The following is a 19281-nucleotide window of genomic DNA, read 5'->3' as shown; positions in this document are numbered from 1 at the left end:
CCAGTACAGACACCGCCCGGCCCGCAAAGTCATCGCGGCGCGGGCGCCCCGCGTGCCTCGGGGCGCCCGCGCGCGGCCGTCAGCCGGCGAGAGGGGAAAGGCCCTCCGCGGACAGCGCGTAGGCGACCGCGTCCGTCCGCTGCCCGGTGGCCAGTTCGAGCACCGCGGCGCCCACCGAGGCGGGTGTCAGCAGCGGGCCCATACGGTGGACGAAGGCGTCGGTGGTGATGCCCTCGTACGCCGCGTAGGCGGCCGCCGCCTCGGCACCGTGGCCGGTGGTCGGCGTCAGGGACGGCAGGACGGCGGCGAAGCGGATCCCCAGCTCGTGGCGGCACGACTCGCCGTCCGCGTAGCCGGTGACGAAGCGGACGGCGGCCTTGGCGCCCGCGTAGCCGCCGCTGAGCGGCGACCCGCGCAGGGCGGCGCCGCTGGAGAAGGCCACCACGGTGCTGCCGGGCGCAAGCGGCCGGCGCAGCGCGGCGCGCGCCCAGCCGAAGGCCTGCCGCACGTCGGTGTCCCAGGCGGTGGAGAAGGTCTCCCAGGTGTGGTCCTGGAGCGGCAGCATGACGGGAACGGCGCCCGCGGCGAGCACCACCGTCCGCGGGGCGTACCGTTCGAGCAGTTCGGCGGCCAGGTCGGGGTCGGTGGCGTCGCCGGGGACGGGCACGAAGGAGTCGCCGAGGTCGGCGCCTGCCTTCTCCAGCGCCTCCGGGTCGCGGGCCACGCCCAGGACCCGGGCGCCGGCCCCGATGAGTGCTGCGGCGACGCCGCGGCCGAAGTCACCGCTCGCGCCGGTGACGACGGCGGTACTTCCGTTGAGTGCGCTGACGGGCATGAGTCTCCCTGGGTGCGTTGTCCTGACCCGTGCGTGGCGTGCGCACGGTCTTCACGGATAAGGACAACGGCCCCGGGGAAAACTCGTCGGCCCCGCGCGCCGGGCTCAGCCCTCCGTCAGCTCGACGTGCTGCGGGTAGAAGGCGACGTGCCCGGCGATCGGGCCGACGGCCGGGTACGGCTCGGTGTACGTCCACACCGCGTCGGGCACCGTGCCGTCCGCGGTGACGAGCGCGTAGTACGAGGCGTCGCCCTTGTACGGGCAGTACGTGCTCTTGTCCGTGGGCACCAGCGCGCCGGGCTCGACGTCCTCCAGCGGGATGTACTGGACCGGCGGGTACGTCCCCTCCCGCAGGGTCAGCGCCCGCGTGGTGTCGGCGACGACCTTCCCGGCGGCCCGGACAACGATCCGGGCCGGGTGGGGCTCGACGGTGATGGGGTGGTCGGGGCCCGGGGTCTTCACGGTGCGCTCCACGAGGTCCTCCCTGAGGTAGGAGAGCGGCACCTGCGACCGTAGGCAGATCGTCCGGGCAGGGTCAAGCACCTCCCGCGCGGGTGCGGTGCGGCACGGTGCCGGGCCGCCGCCGCACCGCGAGCAGGTACGCCCGGCGGTCCCGCGGGTCGGGGCCGGTGCGGCGGCGCACCGGGATCTCGCCGGTGACGGGGGCGTAGTGGCCGAAGGCCGTCTCCAGCACCCCCTCGCCGCGGCTCAGGGTGGGCAGCTGCCGCTCCAGGACGTGCACGGCGGCGGCCAGGATGTCGCCCTCCAGCACGTGGCGGCCGGGGCCGGCCGCCACCGGGCCGCGGGGCAGCGCCCGCAGCCTGCCGAGCACGGGCAGCACCGCGCCCAGCGCGTCGGCGGGCAGGTCGAGCCGGAAGCGGTGCACGGGCTCAAGCGCCTGCGTGCCGGCCTGCCGCAGTGCCGCCATGAGCACCAGCGGGGTGAGGCTGCGGAAGTCGCCGGAGGTGCTGGACATGCTCTTGTCGAAGACCGCGTGGGCGTGGCTCTGCCGGGCGCTGTATCCCGAGTGGGTCATCGTCACCGTGCAGTCGGCGACCTGCCACCCGTACAGCCCCTGGGTGAGCGTGGCGTGCACGGTCTCCTCCACCGCGGCGAAGAACGCGTAGGGCAGCGAGCCGAGTTCGACCTCGCGGCGGAAGGCGGTCCCGCTGCCGGGCGGCGCCGGGTCGACGCGCAGCCCGACCGTGGCGAGGAAGGGGTTGCCGTCCTTCCTGTCGAACTCCACGGCCGCCCCGCTGCCGGTGACCCGCTCGACGTGCAGCGTGGTCGTCGGCCGGAAGACCACGTCGACGCCGTAGTCGCCGGCCAGGGTGGCCTGGAGCACCTCCTTCTGCACCTCGCCGTAGAGGGACACCGCGATCTCCCCGCGGTCCTCGTCGCGCCGCAGGCCGATGAGCGGGTCCTGCTCGGCGAGCTGCACGAGCGCGGTGTGCAGGGCCGCGCGGTCGGTGTCGCGGCGGGCCGCGACGACCGTCTCCAGGGTGGGCGGCGCGAAGTGCCGGGCGGGCGCGGCCGCCGGGCCGGGGGTTCCCACGGTGTCGCCGATGCGCACCTCGCCCAGGCCCCACACCTTGGCGATGCGGCCGGCCGGCACGCACGCCGCCGCCGTGTCGGTGCCGTCGGCGAACACCCGGACGGCGGTGACCCGCCCCTCCCCCGCCACCGCTCCGTCGCGGTGCAGCGGCGGGCGGTCGCGCACGCTCAGCGTGCCCGCGCCCATCCGCACGTACGCCACACGCTCGCCCGCGGCACCGCGCTGCACGGCGAAGACCGTGCCGGACAGCGGCGCCCGCGGGTCGCCGCCCGCCCCCGGCAGCAGCCGCGCGATGCCGTCGGCCAGCGCGGCCACCCCGGCGCCCGTCACGGCGGAGCCGGCGTACACCGGGTGCACGGCGGCCCGCGCGGTCTGCTCCGCGAGCGCGGCGCGCAGCCGGCCGTACGGCAGGGCGGCGCCGCCGCCCTCGGCCCAGGCGGCGAGCAGCTCGTCGTCGTGGCCCGCGAGCAGCTCGGTGAGCCGCCCGGTGAAGGCGGCGTCGTCCGGGGTGTACGGGACCGCGGCGGCCCGCGCCGTGCCCTGCCGCCTGGCGGCGGTCATCGGCACGGTGTCCGGGGTGAGGCGGTCGCTGACGGCGGCCAGTGTGCGGTCGAGGTCGGCGCCGGAGCGGTCGAGCTTGTTGACGAAGACCAGCGTCGGGATGCGCAGCCGGCGCAGGGTGCGCATCAGCACCGTGGTCTGCGGCTGGACGCCCTCCACGGCGGAGACCACGAGGACGGCGCCGTCCAGGACGCCGAGCACCCGCTCGACCTCGGCGACGAAGTCGGGATGGCCGGGGGTGTCGATGAGGTTGACGGTGGTGCCGCCGAGCGTGAAGGAGACGACGGCGGACCTGATGGTGATGCCGCGCTGCCGTTCCAGCGCGAGGGTGTCGGTACGGGTGGTGCCGCGGTCGACGCTGCCGACGGTGTCGATGACGCCGGCCTCGTACAGCAGCCGTTCGGTGAGGCTGGTCTTACCTGCGTCGACGTGCGCGAGAATGCCGAGGTTGAGTGATGCCACGGGCTGTCATGTCCTCAGGAGGTGAAGGGATTCCTGTCGGGGCGGGCATGACGGGACCGCGCACGGGTCACTGCTCCTTCGTCGGCGTCGGGACCCGCCGACTACACCAGGGCGCCCCCGCGGGCGGCAACCGGTTATCCGGCGGCCGCGGCACGGGGGCGCGGGGGGAAGGGGCCCTCGGTTCCGGGAGACCTCAGCTGCGGGAGACCCTGCGGTTGGCGCGCAGCCACTCGCGGTTCATCGACGTGATGGAGGTCAGCGGGATGCCCTTGGGGCAGGCGGTCGCGCACTCGCCGGCCAGGGTGCAGCCGCCGAAGCCCTCGGCGTCCATCCGGGCGACCATGTCCAGCACCCGGGTCTCGCGTTCCGGGGCGCCCTGCGGCAGGACGTTGAGGTGGTTGACCTTCGCCGAGGTGAAGAGCATCGCCGAGCCGTTGGGGCAGGCGGCGACGCACGCGCCGCAGCCGATGCACTCGGCGTGCTCGAAGGCGGTGTCCGCGGCGGCCTTGGGCACCGGCGTGGCGTGCGCCTCGGGGGCGGAGCCGGTGGGGGCGGTCACGTAGCCGCCGGACTGGATGATCCGGTCGAAGGACGAGCGGTCCACGACCAGGTCGCGCACCACCGGGAAGGCGGCCGCGCGCCACGGCTCGACGTCGATGGTGTCGCCGTCCCGGAAGGCGCGCATGTGCAGCTGGCAGGTGGTGGTGCGCTCGGGGCCGTGCGCGTCGCCGTTGATGACCAGGCTGCACGCGCCGCAGATGCCCTCGCGGCAGTCGTGGTCGAAGGCGACCGGCTCCTCGCCCTCGACGGTGAGCCGCTCGTTGAGGGTGTCGAGCATCTCCAGGAAGGACATGTCGGGCGAGATGCCGTCCACCTCGTAGGTGGTCATGCCGCCGGGCGCGGCGGCGTCGTGCTGGCGCCAGATGCGCAGGGTGAGCTTCATGCGTAGCTCCGCTGGGTGGGGTGGACGTACTCGAAGACGAGGTCTTCGCGGTGCAGGACGGGGGCCTCGCCGGTGCCGGTGAACTCCCACGCGGCGGCGTAGGAGAACTCGTCGTCGCGGCGGGCGGCCTCGCCGTCCGGGGTCTGCGACTCCTCGCGGAAGTGGCCGCCGCAGGACTCGGCGCGGTGCAGCGCGTCCAGGCACATCAGCTCGGCCAGCTCCAGGTAGTCCACGACGCGGTTGGCGCGCTCCAGGGACTGGTTGAACTCGGCCTCGGTGCCGGGGACCTTGATGCGGCGCCAGAACTCCTCGCGGATCTGCGGGATGCGGTCGAGCGCCTTGCGCAGCCCCGACTCGGTGCGGGCCATGCCGCAGAACTCCCACATCAGCTCGCCGAGTTCGCGGTGGAAGGAGTCGGCGGTGCGGTCCCCGTCCGCGCTCACCAGGCGGTGCAGCCGGCCGGTGGTCTCGGCGAGCACCGCGGCGACCTCGGGGTGGTCGGCACCGGGCGTGTCGTGGCCGGGGTGCCGGGCGAGGTAGTCGTTGAGGGTGGCGGGCAGCACGAAGTAGCCGTCGGCCAGGCCCTGCATGAGCGCGGAGGCGCCGAGCCGGTTGGCGCCGTGGTCGGAGAAGTTGGCCTCCCCGATCGCGAACAGGCCGGGGACGGTGGTCTGCAGGTCGTAGTCGACCCACAGCCCGCCCATCGTGTAGTGGACGGCCGGGTAGATCCGCATGGGGACCTCGTACGGGTTCTCCGCGGTGATCCGCTCGTACATCTCGAAGAGGTTGCCGTACCTGGCCTCGACGGACTTGCGGCCCAGCCGGGCGATGGCGTCGGCGAAGTCGAGGTAGACGCCCTGGCCGCCGGGGCCGACACCGCGGCCCTCGTCGCAGACGTTCTTGGCGGCGCGCGAGGCGATGTCGCGCGGCACCAGGTTGCCGAAGGACGGGTAGATGCGCTCCAGGTAGTAGTCGCGCTCGTCCTCGGGGATCTCGGCGGGCGGGCGGGTGTCGCCCTTGGCCCTGGGCACCCAGATGCGGCCGTCGTTGCGCAGCGACTCGCTCATCAGGGTGAGCTTGGACTGGTGGTCGCCGGTGCGCGGGATGCAGGTGGGGTGGATCTGGGTGAAGCAGGGGTTGGCGAAGTACGCACCGCGGCGGTGGGCCCGCCAGATCGCGGTGGCGTTGGAGTTCATGGCGTTGGTCGACAGGTAGAAGACGTTGCCGTAGCCGCCGGAGGCGAGCACGACGGCGTCCGCGAAGTAGGGCGTGATCTCGCCGGTGACCAGGTCGCGGGCGACGATGCCGCGGGCCCGGCCGTCGACGACGAGCAGGTCCAGCATCTCGGTGCGCGGGTGCAGTTCGACGTTGCCGGCCGCGATCTGCCGGGAGAGCGCCTGGTAGGCGCCGAGCAGCAGCTGCTGGCCCGTCTGGCCGCGGGCGTAGAAGGTGCGGGAGACCTGGACGCCGCCGAAGGAACGGGTGTCGAGCAGGCCGCCGTACTCGCGGGCGAAGGGGACGCCCTGGGCGACGCACTGGTCGATGATCTCCACCGAGATCTGCGCCAGCCGGCGGACGTTGGACTCGCGGGAGCGGAAGTCGCCGCCCTTGACGGTGTCGTAGAAGAGCCGGTGGATGGAGTCGCCGTCGTTGCGGTAGTTCTTGGCCGCGTTGATACCGCCCTGCGCGGCGATGGAGTGGGCGCGGCGCGGTGAGTCCTGGTAGCAGAACTGCACGACGTGGTAGCCCTGCTCGGCGAGCGTGGCGCCGGCCGAGCCGCCGGCCAGGCCGGTGCCGACGACGATGACGGTGTGCTTGCGGCGGTTGGCCGGGTTGACCAGCTTGGCGGTGAAGCGGCGGGTGTCCCAGCGGTCCTCGATCGGGCCGTCCGGCGCCTTGGTGTCGGCGATCGGCTCGCCGACGCGGTAGTCGGCGTATGCGGTGGGGTGGGTCATGTCGGTTCCCTCAGCTCACGAGGCCGGTCATGACGCCGACCGGCACGGCGATGAAGCCTGCCGTCAGCAGCAGGGCGAGGACGTTCGCGGTGCCCTTGAGCACCCGGTCGCGGGTGGCGCTGCCCGCGCCGAGGGTCTGCGCGGCGCTCCAGAAGCCGTGCTGGATGTGCAGGCCGAGCGCGAGCATCGCCACGATGTAGATGACGTTGTTCCACCAGTCGTGGAAGGCGGCCACGACGTTGTGGTACGGGTGGCCGGGCACGAAACCGCGCTGCACGGTGCCGGTGGTGAGGTCCAGGATGTGCCAGACGATGAAGAGGGCGAGGATCACCCCGCCCCAGCGCATCGTGCGGGTCGCGTAGCTGGAGCGCGCCCTGCGGTGGACGTAGCCGACCGGGCGCGAGCGGATGTCGCGCCGGCTGAGCTGGTAGGCGCACACGCCGTGCGCGACCACGGCGGCGACGAGGCCGGCCCGGACGATCCACAGCATCCACTCGTAGTGGAGGAAGGGCTCGCCCAGGGTGCGCAGCCAGTGCGCGTAGCCGTCGAAGGTTCCGGTACCGAAGAAGATCTTGAGATTGCCGTACATGTGGACGACCAGGTAGAGCAGCATCACCAGGCCGCTCACCGCCATGACCGCCTTCTTGCCGACGGAGGAGTCCCAGACCGTGCGGACCGCCGAGGGGCGCCGGTCCGGCCGCGTTGCCAGTGCCATGCACACGACGCTACGGCCGCCGGGGACCAGTGGTCCAAGACATGATCGGGCTGGAGTCGATAGGCACCGGCTATGGAGAGCTACGCTGGCGGGGTGCAGTTCCAGCAGCTGGCGTATTTCGTGGCCGTCGCGGACACCCGGCACTTCACCCGGGCCGCGCAGGTGATGCACGTCTCCCAGCCGTCGCTGTCGCAGCAGATCAGGGCGCTGGAGAAGGAGCTGGGCGCGGCGCTCTTCAGCCGGGCCCGCGGCAACATCGCGCTCACGGACGCCGGCGAGACGCTGCTGCCGCTGGCCCGCAGGATCCTCGCCGACGCCGACACCGCGCGGCACGAGGTGCTGGAGCTCGCGCAGCTGCGCCGCGGCCGGGTGCGGCTCGGCGCGACCCCGAGCCTGGCCACCGGGCTGCTGCCCGACGTGCTGCGGGCCTTCCACGACCGGCACCCCGGTATCCGGCTGCTGGTCGAGGAGGGCGGTTCGCACGACCTGGTGCGGCACCTGGCCCGGGGGGCGCTGGACCTGGCGCTCGTGGTGCTGCCGCTGCCGAGCCCCTCGCCCGCGCTGACCACCGTCGAGCTGTTCCATGAGGACCTGGTGGTCGTCTCCTCCGCCGCGGACGCCCCGCCCGCCGCTCCGCCCGGCGCGGCGCTGCGCATCGCCGACCTGGAGGGCCGCCCGCTGGTGATGTTCCGGCACGGCTACGACCTGCGGGACCTCACCCTCGCGGCCTGCCGGGCGGCGGGCTTCGAGCCGTACCTCACCGTCGAGGGCGGCGAGATGGACGCGGTGCTGGGCTTCGTGCGGGCGGGGCTCGGCATCGGCGTCGTCCCCGCGACCGTCGCGGCCCGGGCCGGGCTGGACCTGCGCGTCACCCCGCTGGCCCCGCCGGGCCTGCGCCGGACCGTCGCCCTGGCCCACCGCAGCGACGTCGCCCCGCCGCGTGCGGCCCGGGTGCTGCAGGACGTGCTGCTGACGGCCGCCCGCCGGGCGGTGGCGTCACCGGGCCTGCACCGGGCCGCGGCCGGGCGGGCTGCGCCCTAGCCTTCGGTCCGCATCCGCGGCAGCAGGAGCAGCGCCACCAGCAGCGCGGCGAGGGCGAAGCCCGCGCCGGCGAGGAAGGCCTCGTGGAAGCCGCTCGCCCGCGCCGCCCGCAGGGCGCTCGCGGACCGGCCGGACGCCGCGTGGCCGGCACGGGTGAAGGCCAGCGAGGACACGACCGCCACGCCGACGGCGCCGCCCGCCTCCTGGCTGGTGTTGATCAGCCCGGCGGCGACGCCCGACTCGCGCTCGGCCACCCCGAAGGCCGCCGCGATCTGCAGCGGCACGAACGACATCCCCAGCCCGGCGCCGACCAGCAGGAAGGGCGGCAGCACCCGCCCGGCGTAACCGGCGTCGACGGGCAGCCGGGCGAGCAGCAGCAGGCCCGCCGTGGCGAGGGTGAGGCCGGTGGCGAGCACCGCCCTGGCCGGGATCCTGGCGGACGCCCCGGAGGCGGCGCCCGCGCCCGCCACCACGGCGACGGCCAGCGGGACGTAGGCCAGGCCAGTCCTGAGCGCGTCGTAGCCCAGCACCTGCTGCATGAACAGGCTCGCGAAGAAGAACAGCGTGCCCATCGCGCCGAGCATCAGCACGGCGCCGAGGTTGGCGGCGCGCAGGGCGCGCAGCCGCAGGATCCGCACCGGCAGCAGCGGCGCGGCCGCCCGCAGTTCGACGGCGGCGAAGCCCGCGAGCAGCAGCGCGGCGGCGGCCAGGCCGCCGACCGTGCGCGCGGCCGTCCAGCCCGCCGTGACCGCCTGGTCGAGGCTGAAGATGAGCAGCAGCAGCCCGGCCGTCAGGGTCGCGGCGCCCGCGGCGTCGAAGCGGCGCGGCCCGTCGTGCACCGCCCGGCTCTCGGGCAGCACCCGCGGCGCGAGGACGAGGGCGGCGAGGGCGACGGGCACGTTGACGAAGAAGATCCAGCGCCAGCCCGGGCCCTGGGTGAGCAGTCCGCCGAGCAGCACCCCGAGGACGGAGGCGACGCCGGCGAGCGCGCCCCAGATGCCGAGCGCCTTGTTGCGCCCGGCGCCCTCGGGGAAGGTCGTGGTGAGCGCGGACAGCGCGGCGGGCGCCGTGAGCGCGGCGCCGAGGCCCTGCACGGCACGGGCCGCGACCAGCACGCCGGGGCCGTGCGCGAGCCCGGCGGCGAGCGAGGCGGCGCCGAAGAGGGCCATGCCCGTCCGCAGCAGGCGGCGCCGCCCGAACATGTCGGCGAGCCGCCCGCCGAGCAGCAGGAAGCCGCCGAGGACGGTGCCGTAGGCGGTCACGACGAGCTGCAGGTCGCCGTCGGCCATGCCGAGGCCGCGCTGGAGGGAGGGCAGGGCGACGTTCACGATCGTGACGTCGAGGTAGACCATCGACTGCACCACGCAGAGGAAGGCCAGGACCAGGCCGGGCCGTACGGCGGCCGGGGCGTGCGGCGCGGAGCCGCGCCGGGCGGTGGTGAGAGACATGGCCGGGACGCTAGCAACGCGGATATAGTAGGTACCTAGAGGATAGTGACCACCTCCCACCGGACCGGCCGAGGCCCGGCGGGTCCACCGAGTCCCCGGAAGGTGCAGCAGCGTGCCCGAGATGATGTCCCCGCCCGCCGGAACGCGCCCCGCACGGGGGGCCGCAGCGGCGGTGCAGGCGGAGCCGTGCCCCATCGCCCCGGTCGTGGACCTGGTGTTCAGCCGCTGGACGACGCCCATCCTGTGGGCGCTCAACGAGTTCGGGCGGCAGCGCTTCGTGGAACTGGAGCGCCGGATCGGCACGATCACCCCGAAGGTGCTCACCCAGCGGCTGCGCCAGATGGAGCGGGACGGCCTGGTGGTGCGCACCTACCACCCGGAGGTGCCGCCCCGGGTGGAGTACGAGATCAGCGAGCTGGGCCTGAGCCTCGCGCCGCTCTTCCACCACCTCACCGAATGGTGGCGGGAGCACGCCGGCGACGTGGCGGCGTCCCGCACCGGCTACGACGACCGCGGCGGGCCGATGCCCTGACCTGCCCCGGCCCGTGCCCCCTCCGGCCGGTCAGTCCCGGTGGCCGCCCTCGGCGAGAGCCGCGTCGACCCGGGCGCGGTGCTGGGCCTCCCAGCCGTCGAGGTCCTGGGCGGCCTCCCCGGCGAGCTTCCTGCGGGCCGCCGCGAGCACCTCGTCCGCCCGGCCGGCCGGGACGACGGCGACACCCTCCTCGTCGGCCACCACGATGTCGCCCGCGTGCACCCGCACTCCCCCGCAGTCGACCGGCTCCCCCAGCGGCAGCACCGCGGACTTCCCTCCCGGACAGGGCACGACACCGCGGGCGAGCACCGGGAAGCCCATCTCCCGGATCTCGGCCAGGTCCCGGATGACCCCGTCGATGACGAAGCCGGCGATGCCGCGGCGCTGCGCGACGGCGCAGACGTTCCCGCCCGCGACCGCGTAGTCCGTGTCCCCGGCGGCCATCACGACCACCGAGCCGGCCGGGGCCCGGTGGATCGCGGCGTGCAGCATGAGGTTGTCGCCGGGCGGGCAGCGCACGGTGAAGGCCGGGCCCGCGATGCGCGGCGCCGGTCCCCACAGCGGGCGCAGCCCGTGGTCCATGACCTGGCCCCGCCCGAGGACGTCGGCGAGGGTCGTCGGGGAGATCTCCCGGAAGTCGTGCGTGTCGCCCATGTCCGGCCTTTCCGTGCGGGGGCGCTCCCGGCCGGGAGCGCCCCCGGCACGTTACCCGGCGGTCACGCGGTCGCGAGGGCGGGGTCGCTGACGCCCGGCCGGCCGTTCTCGACGTGGCCGGCGAGCCGGCGCAGGAAGGCCGGGTCGTGGTCGGCGGTCACCGTCAGGTCGTACCAGCGCCTGCTGCGGGCCAGGTCGACCGCGTGCGTCTCGCGGTGGCCGGGGCGCAGGGTGTACACGGCGTGCTGCCCGTCGTAGGAGTTGCGGACGGTCAGCCGGACGTCGCTGCGCCCGTTGTTGACGAGGGTCAGCTCGACCCGCCCCGTCGCGGCCTGGTGGCGGGCGGTCACCTCGGGCCCGGCCTGGGCGGCCGAGCCGCGGAAGGCGCGCAGGAAGCCCGCCGGGCCGTAGGCCGCGAGGTCGTAGGAGCCGTCCCCTTCCGCGGTGTCCCAGGTGCCGGAGACGGTCCGGCCCGCCGACGCGGTGTACGTCCGCGGGGCGTCACCGGTGCCGGCGTCGGTGACGTGGAAGCACGCGCCCGCGCCCGCACCCGCGAAGAAGGTGAGGCTCACGGTGCCCTTGCCGGGCGACACGGCGGCGTCCACCAGCGGCGCGTACGGCAGCGGGCGGGTGGGACGGCTGCCGCGCTCCTGCACGGGCAGCCGCTGGTCGGCGGGCGGCACGGGCACGTAGCCGTCGTGCCGGTCGCCGTCCTTCGGGCGGTAGCCGTCGGTGGCGGGCAGCGGTACGGGCCGCTCGCGGGCCAGGGAGAAGTCGAAGGCCGAGGTCAGGTCGCCGCACACGGCGCGCCGCCAGGGCGAGATCTGCGGCTCGTGGACCCCGAAGCGGCGCTCCATGAAGCGGATCAGCGAGGTGTGGTCGAAGACCTCGGAGCACACGTAGCCGCCGGTGCTCCACGGGGAGACGACCGTCATCGGCACCCGCTGCCCGAGCCCGTAGGGGCCCGCGGCGTAGGTGCCGTTGCCCGGGAAGAGTTCCAGCTCCGTGCTCACGGTGGAGGCGCCGCGGCCGGGCCCGGGCGGGGCGAACGGCGGCACCACGTGGTCGAAGTAGCCGTCGTTCTCGTCGTAGGTGAGGAAGAGCGCGGTCCTGCTCCACACGTCGGGGTCGGAGGTGAGCGCGTCCAGGACCTGGGAGACGTACCAGGCACCGTAGTTGGCGGGCCAGTTGGGGTGCTCCGAGAACGCCTCGGGGGCGGCGATCCAGGAGACCTGCGGCAGCCGGCCGGCGGTGACGTCGGCGCGCAGGACGTCGAAGAGGCCGTCGCCCGCGGCGGCGTTCGTGCCCGTGCGGGCCTTCTCGTAGAGCGGGTCGCCGGGCCGGGCGTTGCGGTAGTTGTCGAAGTACAGCAACGAGTTGTCGCCGTAGTTGCCGCGGTAGGCGTCCTGGATCCAGCCCCAGGAGTGCGCCGCGTCCAGGCCGTCGCCGACGTCCTGGTAGACCTTCCAGGAGATCCCGGCCCGCTCCAGCCGCTCCGGGTAGGTCGTCCACGAGTAGCCGAGCTCGGAGTTGTCGACGACCGGGCCGGCGCCCCTGCCGTCGTTGCCGGTCCAGCCGGACCACATGTAGTAGCGGTTGGGGTCGGTGCCGCCGATGAATGAGCAGTGGTAGGCGTCGCAGACGGTGAAGGCGTCGGCGAGCGCGTAGTGGAAGGGGATGTCCTCGCGCGTCAGGTAGGCCATCGTGGCCGGGGACTTGGCCGGGACCCAGCGGTCGTAGCGGCCGTCGTGGACGGCGGCGTGGCTGCCCGTCCACTCGTGGTTGAGGCCCTCGATGAACTGCATCCCCAGGTCTCCGGCGTCCGGGTGGTAGGGCAGCACCTCGCCGCCGGCGCCGTCCGGCTGATGGAAGACGGACGCGCCGCCCGGCAGCAGCACCGGACGCGGGTCGCCGAAGCCGCGCACCCCGCGCATCGTGCCGAAGTAGTGGTCGAAGGAGCGGTTCTCCTGCATCAGGACCACGATGTGCTCGACGTCCTTGATGGTGCCGGTGCGGCGGCGGGCCGGGATCGCGGCGGCGCGGGCGATGCTGCCGGACAGGGCGCTGAAGCCGGCGGTGGCGCCGGCGATCTGGAGGAAGCGCCGCCGGGTGGGTTCGGCCATGGGTGGGAACACCTCTTCGTGTCGGGAGGGTGCGGGCGTTCGGGCACGCGGGGAAGGCGGTCCCCACAGCAGCGACCCCGCGCGAACCGCCCGTGACGCCCGTGTGACGTGCCGCGGTACGCGTCGCGAACAGCCGCCGTGCGCACGGGGGGGCAGCGCGGGGCAGGCAGCGGCGCGCGGTCACGGGGCCGCCGCGCGGCCGGGGTCCGCGACCGGGCGCGGCACGACGGGCAGGCCCGCGATGCGGGGCGGACAGCCGGAGTTCACCCGGGCGTCGCCCGGGGGCGCGAGTCTGCACGCGTTCCCAGCCCATGCACCAAGGAGCAACGATGGTCGCACAGATGGACACCCCCGAGCCGTCCGCGTCCGGTGACCGCCTCAGCCGGCGGACCGCGGTCGGCCTGCTGGGCGGCGCGGGGGCGGGCGCGGTCGCCGTACCGCTGCTGAGCGCGGGCACCGCGGCGGCCGCCCCGGCCGGCGCGCCCGCCTTCCACCCCACCCCCGACGCGGGCGGCGCCTGCCCGGTGCAGGGCCTGCACCTGACGTTCGGCAGGGACCCGTCCACCCAGATGGTGGTGTCCTGGATCACCGACGGGCCGGTCGGGCGCCCGCGGGTGCTCTACGGCACGCTGGAGCACGGCCTCGGCTCCGGCGCCGCGGCGCAGACGCGTACGTACACCGACGGCAAGTCCGGGCGCACGGTGTACGTCCACCACGTGCTGCTCGGCGGGCTGCGCCCCGGCACCGACTACTACTACCTGGCCTCGCACGACGGCGGCACCCCGGACAGCGGCACCTTCCGCACCGCGCCGCGCGGCCGCCGGCCGCTCACCTTCACCAGCTTCGGCGACCAGTCCGCCCCGCAGGTGACCTGGTCGGCGGACGGCGCGGTGGCGCTGGACGCCAACTCCACGCCCGCCACGATGGACATCGTCACCGGTGTCGAGCAGGTCGCGCCGCTCTTCCACCTGCTCAACGGCGACCTGTGCTACGCGAACCTGGACGTCGACCGGGTGCGCACGTGGAACAACTTCTTCGCCAACAACTCGCGTTCGGCCCGCTTCCGGCCGTGGATGCCCGCCGCGGGCAACCACGAGATCGAGTCCGGCAACGGCCCGCTGGGCCTGGGCGCCTACCAGGCGTACTTCCAGCTGCCCTCGACCGAGACGGACGACGAGCTCGCGGGCCTGTGGTACGCCTTCACGGCCGGCTCGGTGCGGGTGATCGTGCTGCAGAACGACGACGTGGCCCTCCAGGACGGCGGCGACACCTATGTGCACGGCTACTCCGGCGGGCGCCAGCTGGCCTTCCTGGAGCGGGAGCTGAAGGCGGCCCGGCAGGACAGGGACATCGACTGGGTCGTCGTGGCCATGCACCAGGTGATGATCAGCTCCTCCGACGCCAACGGCGCGGACCTCGGGCTGCGGGCGGCGTACGGGCCGCTGTTCGACCGCTACCAGGTCGATCTGGTCGTGTGCGGCCACGAGCACAACTACGAGCGCTCCCTCGCGGTGCGCGGCGTGGTGAGCGGCAGCGAAACGCTGACCCCGAACCCCGCCTCGGCCCGCACGGACGACATCGACACGAGCCTCGGCACGGTCCACATGGTGCTGGGCGGCGGCGGTGTCTCGGGCACCACCAACCAGGCCTTCTTCAAGGACGGCACGGCCAAGGTGATCACCGCCGTGGCCTCCTCCCGCCCCTCGGGCGGCGGCAAGCGCGCCGCGACGTACGTGCGGGAGCAGGCCGTCTGGACGGGCGTGCGCGACACGGAGCACCCCTACGGCTTCGCGGCCTTCACCGTCGACCCGGGCCGCTTCCCGGGCGACACGACCCGGATGCACGTCACGTACTACAACGTGAACAAGCCGCACGGCGAGCTGTCGGTCTTCGAGCGGTTCACCCTCCACCGCAAGCGCTCGGACGGCCGCGGCTGACACCCGGCGGGCGCCCGCCGTGGGGCGGCGCGCGGGGCCGGTTCCCGCGCGCCGCCCCCGCGCCGCCCCGCGCGCCGCGCGCTCCCGCGTGGCGCAACAGGCGAAGGTGCGCGACGCTGGATGTACGGGTGTGGCGCCTTGCCCGAGGTTCGGGCGGAGGGAGGGTCCGACATGGCCGGCCAAACGCGCACCGGCGGGAACCGGACCGTACGGGATCCGATCGTGCGGCGCATCGCGGAGCGCCGTGCGCAGCTGGGGCTGAGCGAGAGCGCGCTGTCGACCCGGGCGGCGATGTCGCCCCGGTACCTGCAGCACCTGCTGGACGCAGGCCCGGACTTCGACCCGGGGGGCATGGTCCGGGTGGCCGCGGCCCTGGACCTCACCTACCGGGAGCTCACCGAGGGCCGCCGCGACCCGCCCCCCGGGCAGCCGGACGCGGCCGCGCGGCCCGTGCTCGCCCATCTCACCACCGAGGAGTGCTGGGACCGGCTGGGCACGCACGGCGTCGGCCGCATCGCGGTGCCGGTGCAGCCGGGACCCGCCGTGCTCCCGGTGAACTACCTCGTGGACGGGGGCACTGTGGTCTACCGCACGGAGCCCGGCGGACCCGCGGCGCCCGCGCCCGGCGAGGGCGTGTCCTTCCAGGTCGACCAGATCGACGACCACCTCAGCCGCGGCTGGAGCGTGCTGCTCACCGGCACCGCCGAGCACGTCGACGACGCCGCGCAGACGGAGGTGCTGGCCTCCCGGGCGCAGGATCCCTGGGCGGGCGGCGACCGCCCGCTGTGGATACGGGTGAGGCCCAAGTCGGTCACCGGCCGCCGTATCGACACGAAGTGAGCCCGCCCCGCGCCGGCCCCCGCGGCCCGCGTGGAAGACCGGGCCCCCCGAGAGCCGGCGGTTCCTGCGCCGGGTGAGCCGAAAGGACCCGCGGCATGGAGGACGGCTGGGCCTGGCGCTACGCGGGCTACGACCCGGCCCGCGAGCAGCTGCGCGAAGCGCTGTGCACGCTGGGCAACGGCTACTTCGCCACCCGCGGCGCGGCCGCCGAGTCCCCCGCGGGCGGTCCGCACTACCCGGGCACCTACGCGGCCGGCTGCTACAACCGGCTGACCTCGCAGGTGGCGGGACGCGAGGTGGACAACGAGGACATGGTCAACCTGCCGAACTGGCTGCCGCTGCGGGTGCGCCCGGCGGGCGGCTCCTGGTTCGGCCCGGACGACTGCGACGTGCTGGACTACGAGGTCGTCCTCGACCTGCGGCGCGGCACCATGGAGCGGCGCATGCGGCTGCGGGACGGCGCCGGCCGGATCGTCGCCACGACCGAGACCCGGCTGGTGCACATGGGCGACCCGCACCTGGCCGCGCAGCGGCTGGTGGTCACGGCGGAGGGCTGGAGCGGCGACCTGGAGATCGAGGCGGGCCTCGACGGGGACGTCTCCAACAGCGGCGTCGCCCGCTACCGCGAACTGGACGGCCACCACCTGACCGGGCACCGCGCCGGCACGCGGGACCAGGAGACCGGCTGGCTGCGCTGCCGCACCTCCAGCTCCGGCGTCGAGGTGGCGCTCGCGGCCCGGATCCGGGCGGCCGGCACGGACCTGCGCGCCCAGCCGCCCGTCCCGGGTGCGCGCGGGGTGCTGCGGCGGCTGACCGCGGCGGCGGACGGCGGACGGCCGGTCACGGTGGAGAAGGTCGTCGCGCTGCACACCTCCCGGGACCCGGCGATCCACGACCCGCTGAACGCGGCGCTGGAACGGGTGGCGCGCGCCGGGGACGTCGCGGAGCTGCTCGGCGAGCACGCCACCGCGTGGGACCGGCTGTGGGAGCGGTCCGGGATCCGGGTCCCGCACTCGGTCGGCGCCGTGCTCCGGCTGCACCTCTTCCACGTCCTCCAGACGCTGTCCCCGCACACCGCCGGACTCGACGTGGGGGTGCCGGCCCGCGGACTGCACGGCGAGGCCTACCGCGGCCACGTGTTCTGGGACGAGCTGTTCGTGCTGCCCTTCCTGAACCTGCACCTGCCCGAGGTGTCCCGGGCGCTGCTGATGTACCGGCACCGGCGGCTGGACGCGGCCTGCCGGGCGGCGCGGGCCGAGGGCCGGCAGGGCGCGATGTACCCGTGGCAGAGCGGCAGCGACGGCCACGAGGAGACCCAGCGGCTGCACCTCAACCCCCGCTCGGGCCGGTGGCTGCCGGACCACACGCACCTGCAGCACCACGTCGGCTCGGCGGTCGCGTACAACGTCTGGCAGTACTGCATGGCCAGCGGCGACACCGCCTTCCTGCACGGCGAGGGCGCCGAGATGCTGCTCCAGGTCGCCCGCTTCTGGGCGGGCAGCGCGGTGTGGGACCCGGGCCACGAACGCTACCGCATCCGCGGGGTGATGGGCCCCGACGAGTACCACACCGCCTATCCCGGGGCGGAGCGGCCGGGGCTGGACGACAACGCGTACACCAACGTCACGGCCGCCTGGGTGCTGGCCCGCGCGCTGGAGCTGACGGAGTCGATGCCCGCGCCGCGCCGGGCGGAGCTGTTCGGGCGGCTGGGGATCGGCCCGGACGAGCCGGAGCGCTGGCAGGAGGTCTCCCGCCGGCTGCGGGTGCCCTTCCACGCGGGCGTGGTCAGCCAGTTCGACGGCTACGGCGAGCTGGACGAGCTGGACTGGGACGGCTACCGCGGGCGCTACGGCGACATCCGCCGGCTCGACCGGATCCTGGAGGCGGAGGGCGACAGCGTCAACCGCTACCAGGCGTCCAAGCAGGCGGACGTGCTGATGCTCGGCTACCTCTTCCCGCCCGCGGAGCTGTCCGCGCTCTTCGCCCGCCTCGGGCACGCCCTGGACGACGAGCTGTGGGCCCGGACGGTGACCCACTACCTGGCGCGCACCAGCCACGGCTCGACGCTCAGCGGCCTGGTCCACGGCTGGGTGCTGGCACGCTCCCGGCGCGAGGGCGCCTGGACGCACGTGCGCGAGGCGCTGCTCGGCGACGTCGCCGACCTCCAGGGCGGCACCACCGGTGAGGGCATCCACCTGGGCGCCATGGCCGGGACGCTGGACCTGGTGCAGCGCGGGCTGACCGGCCTCCAGCCGCAGGGCGACTGCCTGCGGCTGGACCCGGTGCCGCTGCCGCAGCTGTCCCGTTTCTGCCTGTCGCTGCGCTACCGGACGCACTGGGGCGTCGACCTGGCGCTGCACGGCGGCCGGCTGCGCGTCGGGGTGCCCGACTCCGGCCAGGAGCCGATCGCCGTCGCGGTCGGCGGGCGCGCCTACGAGGTGGCGCCCGGCCGCGAGGTCACGGTGGAGCTGCCGCGCTGAGCGCGCCGCCGGTCATGCGCGCAGCGTCAGCTCCTCGTGGCGGGGCTCGCCGAGCACGACCTTGAGGGCGCCGGTGTCCGCGGCGCCGGCGAAGACCTCGTAGGCCTGCTCCATCTGCCCGAGCGGGAAGGTGTGGCTGACCAGGACGGACGCCGGGAGCCTGCCGTCGACGAGCATGCGCAGCAGGTCGGGGGTGGAGTAGGTGTCGACCAGGCCGGTGGTCAGGGTGAGGTTCCTGATCCACAGGTCCTCCAGGTGCAGGGTCACCGGCGTGCCGTGCACCCCGACGTTCGCCAGGTGGCCGCCGGGGCGGACCATGCGGGCGCACAGCTCGAAGCTGTCCGGGCGGCCGACCGCCTCGACGACGACGTCCGCGCCGAGCCCGCCGGTCAGGTCGGCGACCAGCTGCTCGCTCTCGGCGACACCGGCGATCGCGTCGGCGCCGACCCGCTTGGCGGCGTCGAGCCGGCCCGGTGCCAGGTCGACGGCGATGGTGCGGGCGGGCGAGAAGAGCTGCGCGGTGGCGACGGCCGCGAGGCCCACCGGCCCGGCGCCGACGACCACGACCGTGTCGCCGGGCCGCACCCGGCCGTTGAGCACGCCCACCTCGTAGCCGGTGGGGAAGATGTCGGCGAGCAGCACGGCCTGCGCGGCGTCCACCGCGGCGGGCAGCGGGTGCAGCCCGAAGTCCGCGAAAGGCACCCGCACGTACTCGGCCTGCGTGCCGTCGACGAGGTGGCCGAGGATCCAGCCGCCCCCGCCGAGGCACTGTCCGTACGCGCCCTGCCGGCAGTACCGGCAGCGCCCGCAGCCGGTGACGCACGACACCAGCACCCGGTCGCCGGGGCGGACCCCGCGGACCGCGGCGCCGGTCTCGACGACCTCGCCGACCGCCTCGTGGCCCAGCACCGTGCCCGGCCGCACGTCCGGCACGTCACCGCCCAGGATGTGCAGGTCGGTGCCGCAGATCGTGGTGGCCTCGACACGGACGATGGCGTCGCCCGCGTCCTGGAGCGTGGGGTCCGGCACGTCCTGCCAGGCGGACTGGCCGGGACCGTGGAAGACCATGGCCTTCATGGGGATCATCTCCTCGCAACCGCGACTGTGGCTCGGCCGGCGGGCCGCCCGCGCCACCGGCGGCGCGCGGACGCCCCCTCGCTCCATGGTGGCCGCAGCCGCCCGGTCCCGCACGCGGCGGCG

15 protein-coding genes are annotated in these 19281 nt (G+C 74.8%); 5 read left to right on the top strand and 10 right to left on the bottom strand.

Features of this window, described 5'->3' with window-relative positions; translation table 11 throughout:
* Window positions 1-79: 79 nt before the first annotated feature.
* The 6 genes from ACH4SE_RS14210 to ACH4SE_RS14185 form a co-directional block, all read right to left on the bottom strand.
* Entirely contained in the window at window positions 80-835 is a 756-nt protein-coding gene (locus tag ACH4SE_RS14210; protein ID WP_398543638.1) for an SDR family oxidoreductase, read from the bottom strand.
* Between the two features lie 105 nt (window positions 836-940).
* Window positions 941-1339, bottom strand: coding sequence for a DUF427 domain-containing protein (locus ACH4SE_RS14205; protein ID WP_398543637.1), 399 nt, complete (start codon window positions 1337-1339; stop codon window positions 941-943).
* A gap of 31 nt (window positions 1340-1370) precedes the next feature.
* Window positions 1371-3413, bottom strand: a complete 2043-nt coding sequence (locus tag ACH4SE_RS14200; protein WP_398543636.1) for a GTP-binding protein — start codon at window positions 3411-3413, stop codon at window positions 1371-1373.
* Window positions 3414-3606: 193 nt separating this feature from the next.
* The gene (locus tag ACH4SE_RS14195; protein ID WP_398543635.1) at window positions 3607-4356 is read right to left on the bottom strand and encodes a succinate dehydrogenase/fumarate reductase iron-sulfur subunit; all 750 of its coding nucleotides are present in this window, start codon (window positions 4354-4356) and stop codon (window positions 3607-3609) included.
* Window positions 4353-6311 carry a fumarate reductase/succinate dehydrogenase flavoprotein subunit gene (locus tag ACH4SE_RS14190; protein WP_398543634.1) on the bottom strand — a complete coding sequence of 653 codons (1959 nt, stop codon included), beginning with the start codon at window positions 6309-6311 and terminating at the stop codon, window positions 4353-4355. Before ACH4SE_RS14190 ends, ACH4SE_RS14195 begins: the two co-directional genes overlap by 4 nt.
* Window positions 6312-6321: 10 nt before the next feature.
* Window positions 6322-7026, bottom strand: coding sequence for a succinate dehydrogenase cytochrome b subunit (locus tag ACH4SE_RS14185; protein ID WP_398543633.1), 705 nt, complete (start codon window positions 7024-7026; stop codon window positions 6322-6324).
* Between the two features lie 93 nt (window positions 7027-7119).
* Between ACH4SE_RS14185 and ACH4SE_RS14180 the strand changes: the two genes are divergently transcribed.
* Window positions 7120-8067, top strand: coding sequence for a LysR family transcriptional regulator (locus tag ACH4SE_RS14180; RefSeq protein WP_398543681.1), 948 nt, complete (start codon window positions 7120-7122; stop codon window positions 8065-8067).
* Here the strand turns inward: ACH4SE_RS14180 and ACH4SE_RS14175 are convergent.
* Window positions 8064-9515 (bottom strand): MFS transporter, encoded by a 1452-nt coding sequence (locus ACH4SE_RS14175; protein ID WP_398543632.1) that lies wholly within the window; start codon window positions 9513-9515, stop codon window positions 8064-8066. The two genes, ACH4SE_RS14180 and ACH4SE_RS14175, sit on opposite strands and share 4 nt — an antisense overlap.
* A 121-nt stretch (window positions 9516-9636) precedes the next feature.
* On the opposite strand from ACH4SE_RS14175, the gene ACH4SE_RS14170 reads away from it, so the two are divergent.
* Entirely contained in the window at window positions 9637-10047 is a 411-nt protein-coding gene (locus ACH4SE_RS14170) for a winged helix-turn-helix transcriptional regulator (protein ID WP_398543680.1), read from the top strand.
* A 30-nt stretch (window positions 10048-10077) separates the two neighbouring features.
* Here ACH4SE_RS14170 and ACH4SE_RS14165 read toward each other — a convergent pair whose 3' ends face one another.
* Together ACH4SE_RS14165 and ACH4SE_RS14160 are read right to left on the bottom strand one after the other, a co-directional pair.
* Window positions 10078-10701, bottom strand: a complete 624-nt coding sequence (locus ACH4SE_RS14165) for an RraA family protein (protein ID WP_398543631.1) — start codon at window positions 10699-10701, stop codon at window positions 10078-10080.
* 62 nt (window positions 10702-10763) lie between these two features.
* On the bottom strand, window positions 10764-12824 hold the full coding sequence (locus tag ACH4SE_RS14160; RefSeq protein ID WP_398543630.1) for a phosphocholine-specific phospholipase C: 2061 nt from the start codon (window positions 12822-12824) through the stop codon (window positions 10764-10766).
* 329 nt (window positions 12825-13153) lie between these two features.
* On the opposite strand from ACH4SE_RS14160, the gene ACH4SE_RS14155 reads away from it, so the two are divergent.
* From ACH4SE_RS14155 to ACH4SE_RS14145, 3 genes are all read left to right on the top strand, one after another.
* Entirely contained in the window at window positions 13154-14761 is a 1608-nt protein-coding gene (locus tag ACH4SE_RS14155; RefSeq protein ID WP_398543629.1) for a purple acid phosphatase family protein, read from the top strand.
* A gap of 171 nt (window positions 14762-14932) precedes the next feature.
* Complete coding sequence (locus ACH4SE_RS14150) at window positions 14933-15601, top strand: pyridoxamine 5'-phosphate oxidase family protein (RefSeq protein WP_398543628.1); 669 nt, start codon at window positions 14933-14935, stop codon at window positions 15599-15601.
* A 95-nt stretch (window positions 15602-15696) separates the two neighbouring features.
* Window positions 15697-18081 carry a glycoside hydrolase family 65 protein gene (locus ACH4SE_RS14145; protein ID WP_398543627.1) on the top strand — a complete coding sequence of 795 codons (2385 nt, stop codon included), beginning with the start codon at window positions 15697-15699 and terminating at the stop codon, window positions 18079-18081.
* Window positions 18082-18093: 12 nt separating this feature from the next.
* On the opposite strand, the gene ACH4SE_RS14140 is transcribed toward ACH4SE_RS14145, so the two are convergent.
* Window positions 18094-19158, bottom strand: coding sequence for an alcohol dehydrogenase catalytic domain-containing protein (locus ACH4SE_RS14140; RefSeq protein WP_398543679.1), 1065 nt, complete (start codon window positions 19156-19158; stop codon window positions 18094-18096).
* Window positions 19159-19281 lie beyond the last annotated feature (123 nt).

Source organism: Streptomyces sp. NPDC020983, from assembly GCF_044333485.1.
Taxonomy (GTDB): domain Bacteria; phylum Actinomycetota; class Actinomycetes; order Streptomycetales; family Streptomycetaceae; genus Actinacidiphila.
The sequence above is the reverse complement of the archived record's forward strand: the minus strand, read 5'-3'. Positions and strand labels throughout refer to the sequence as shown.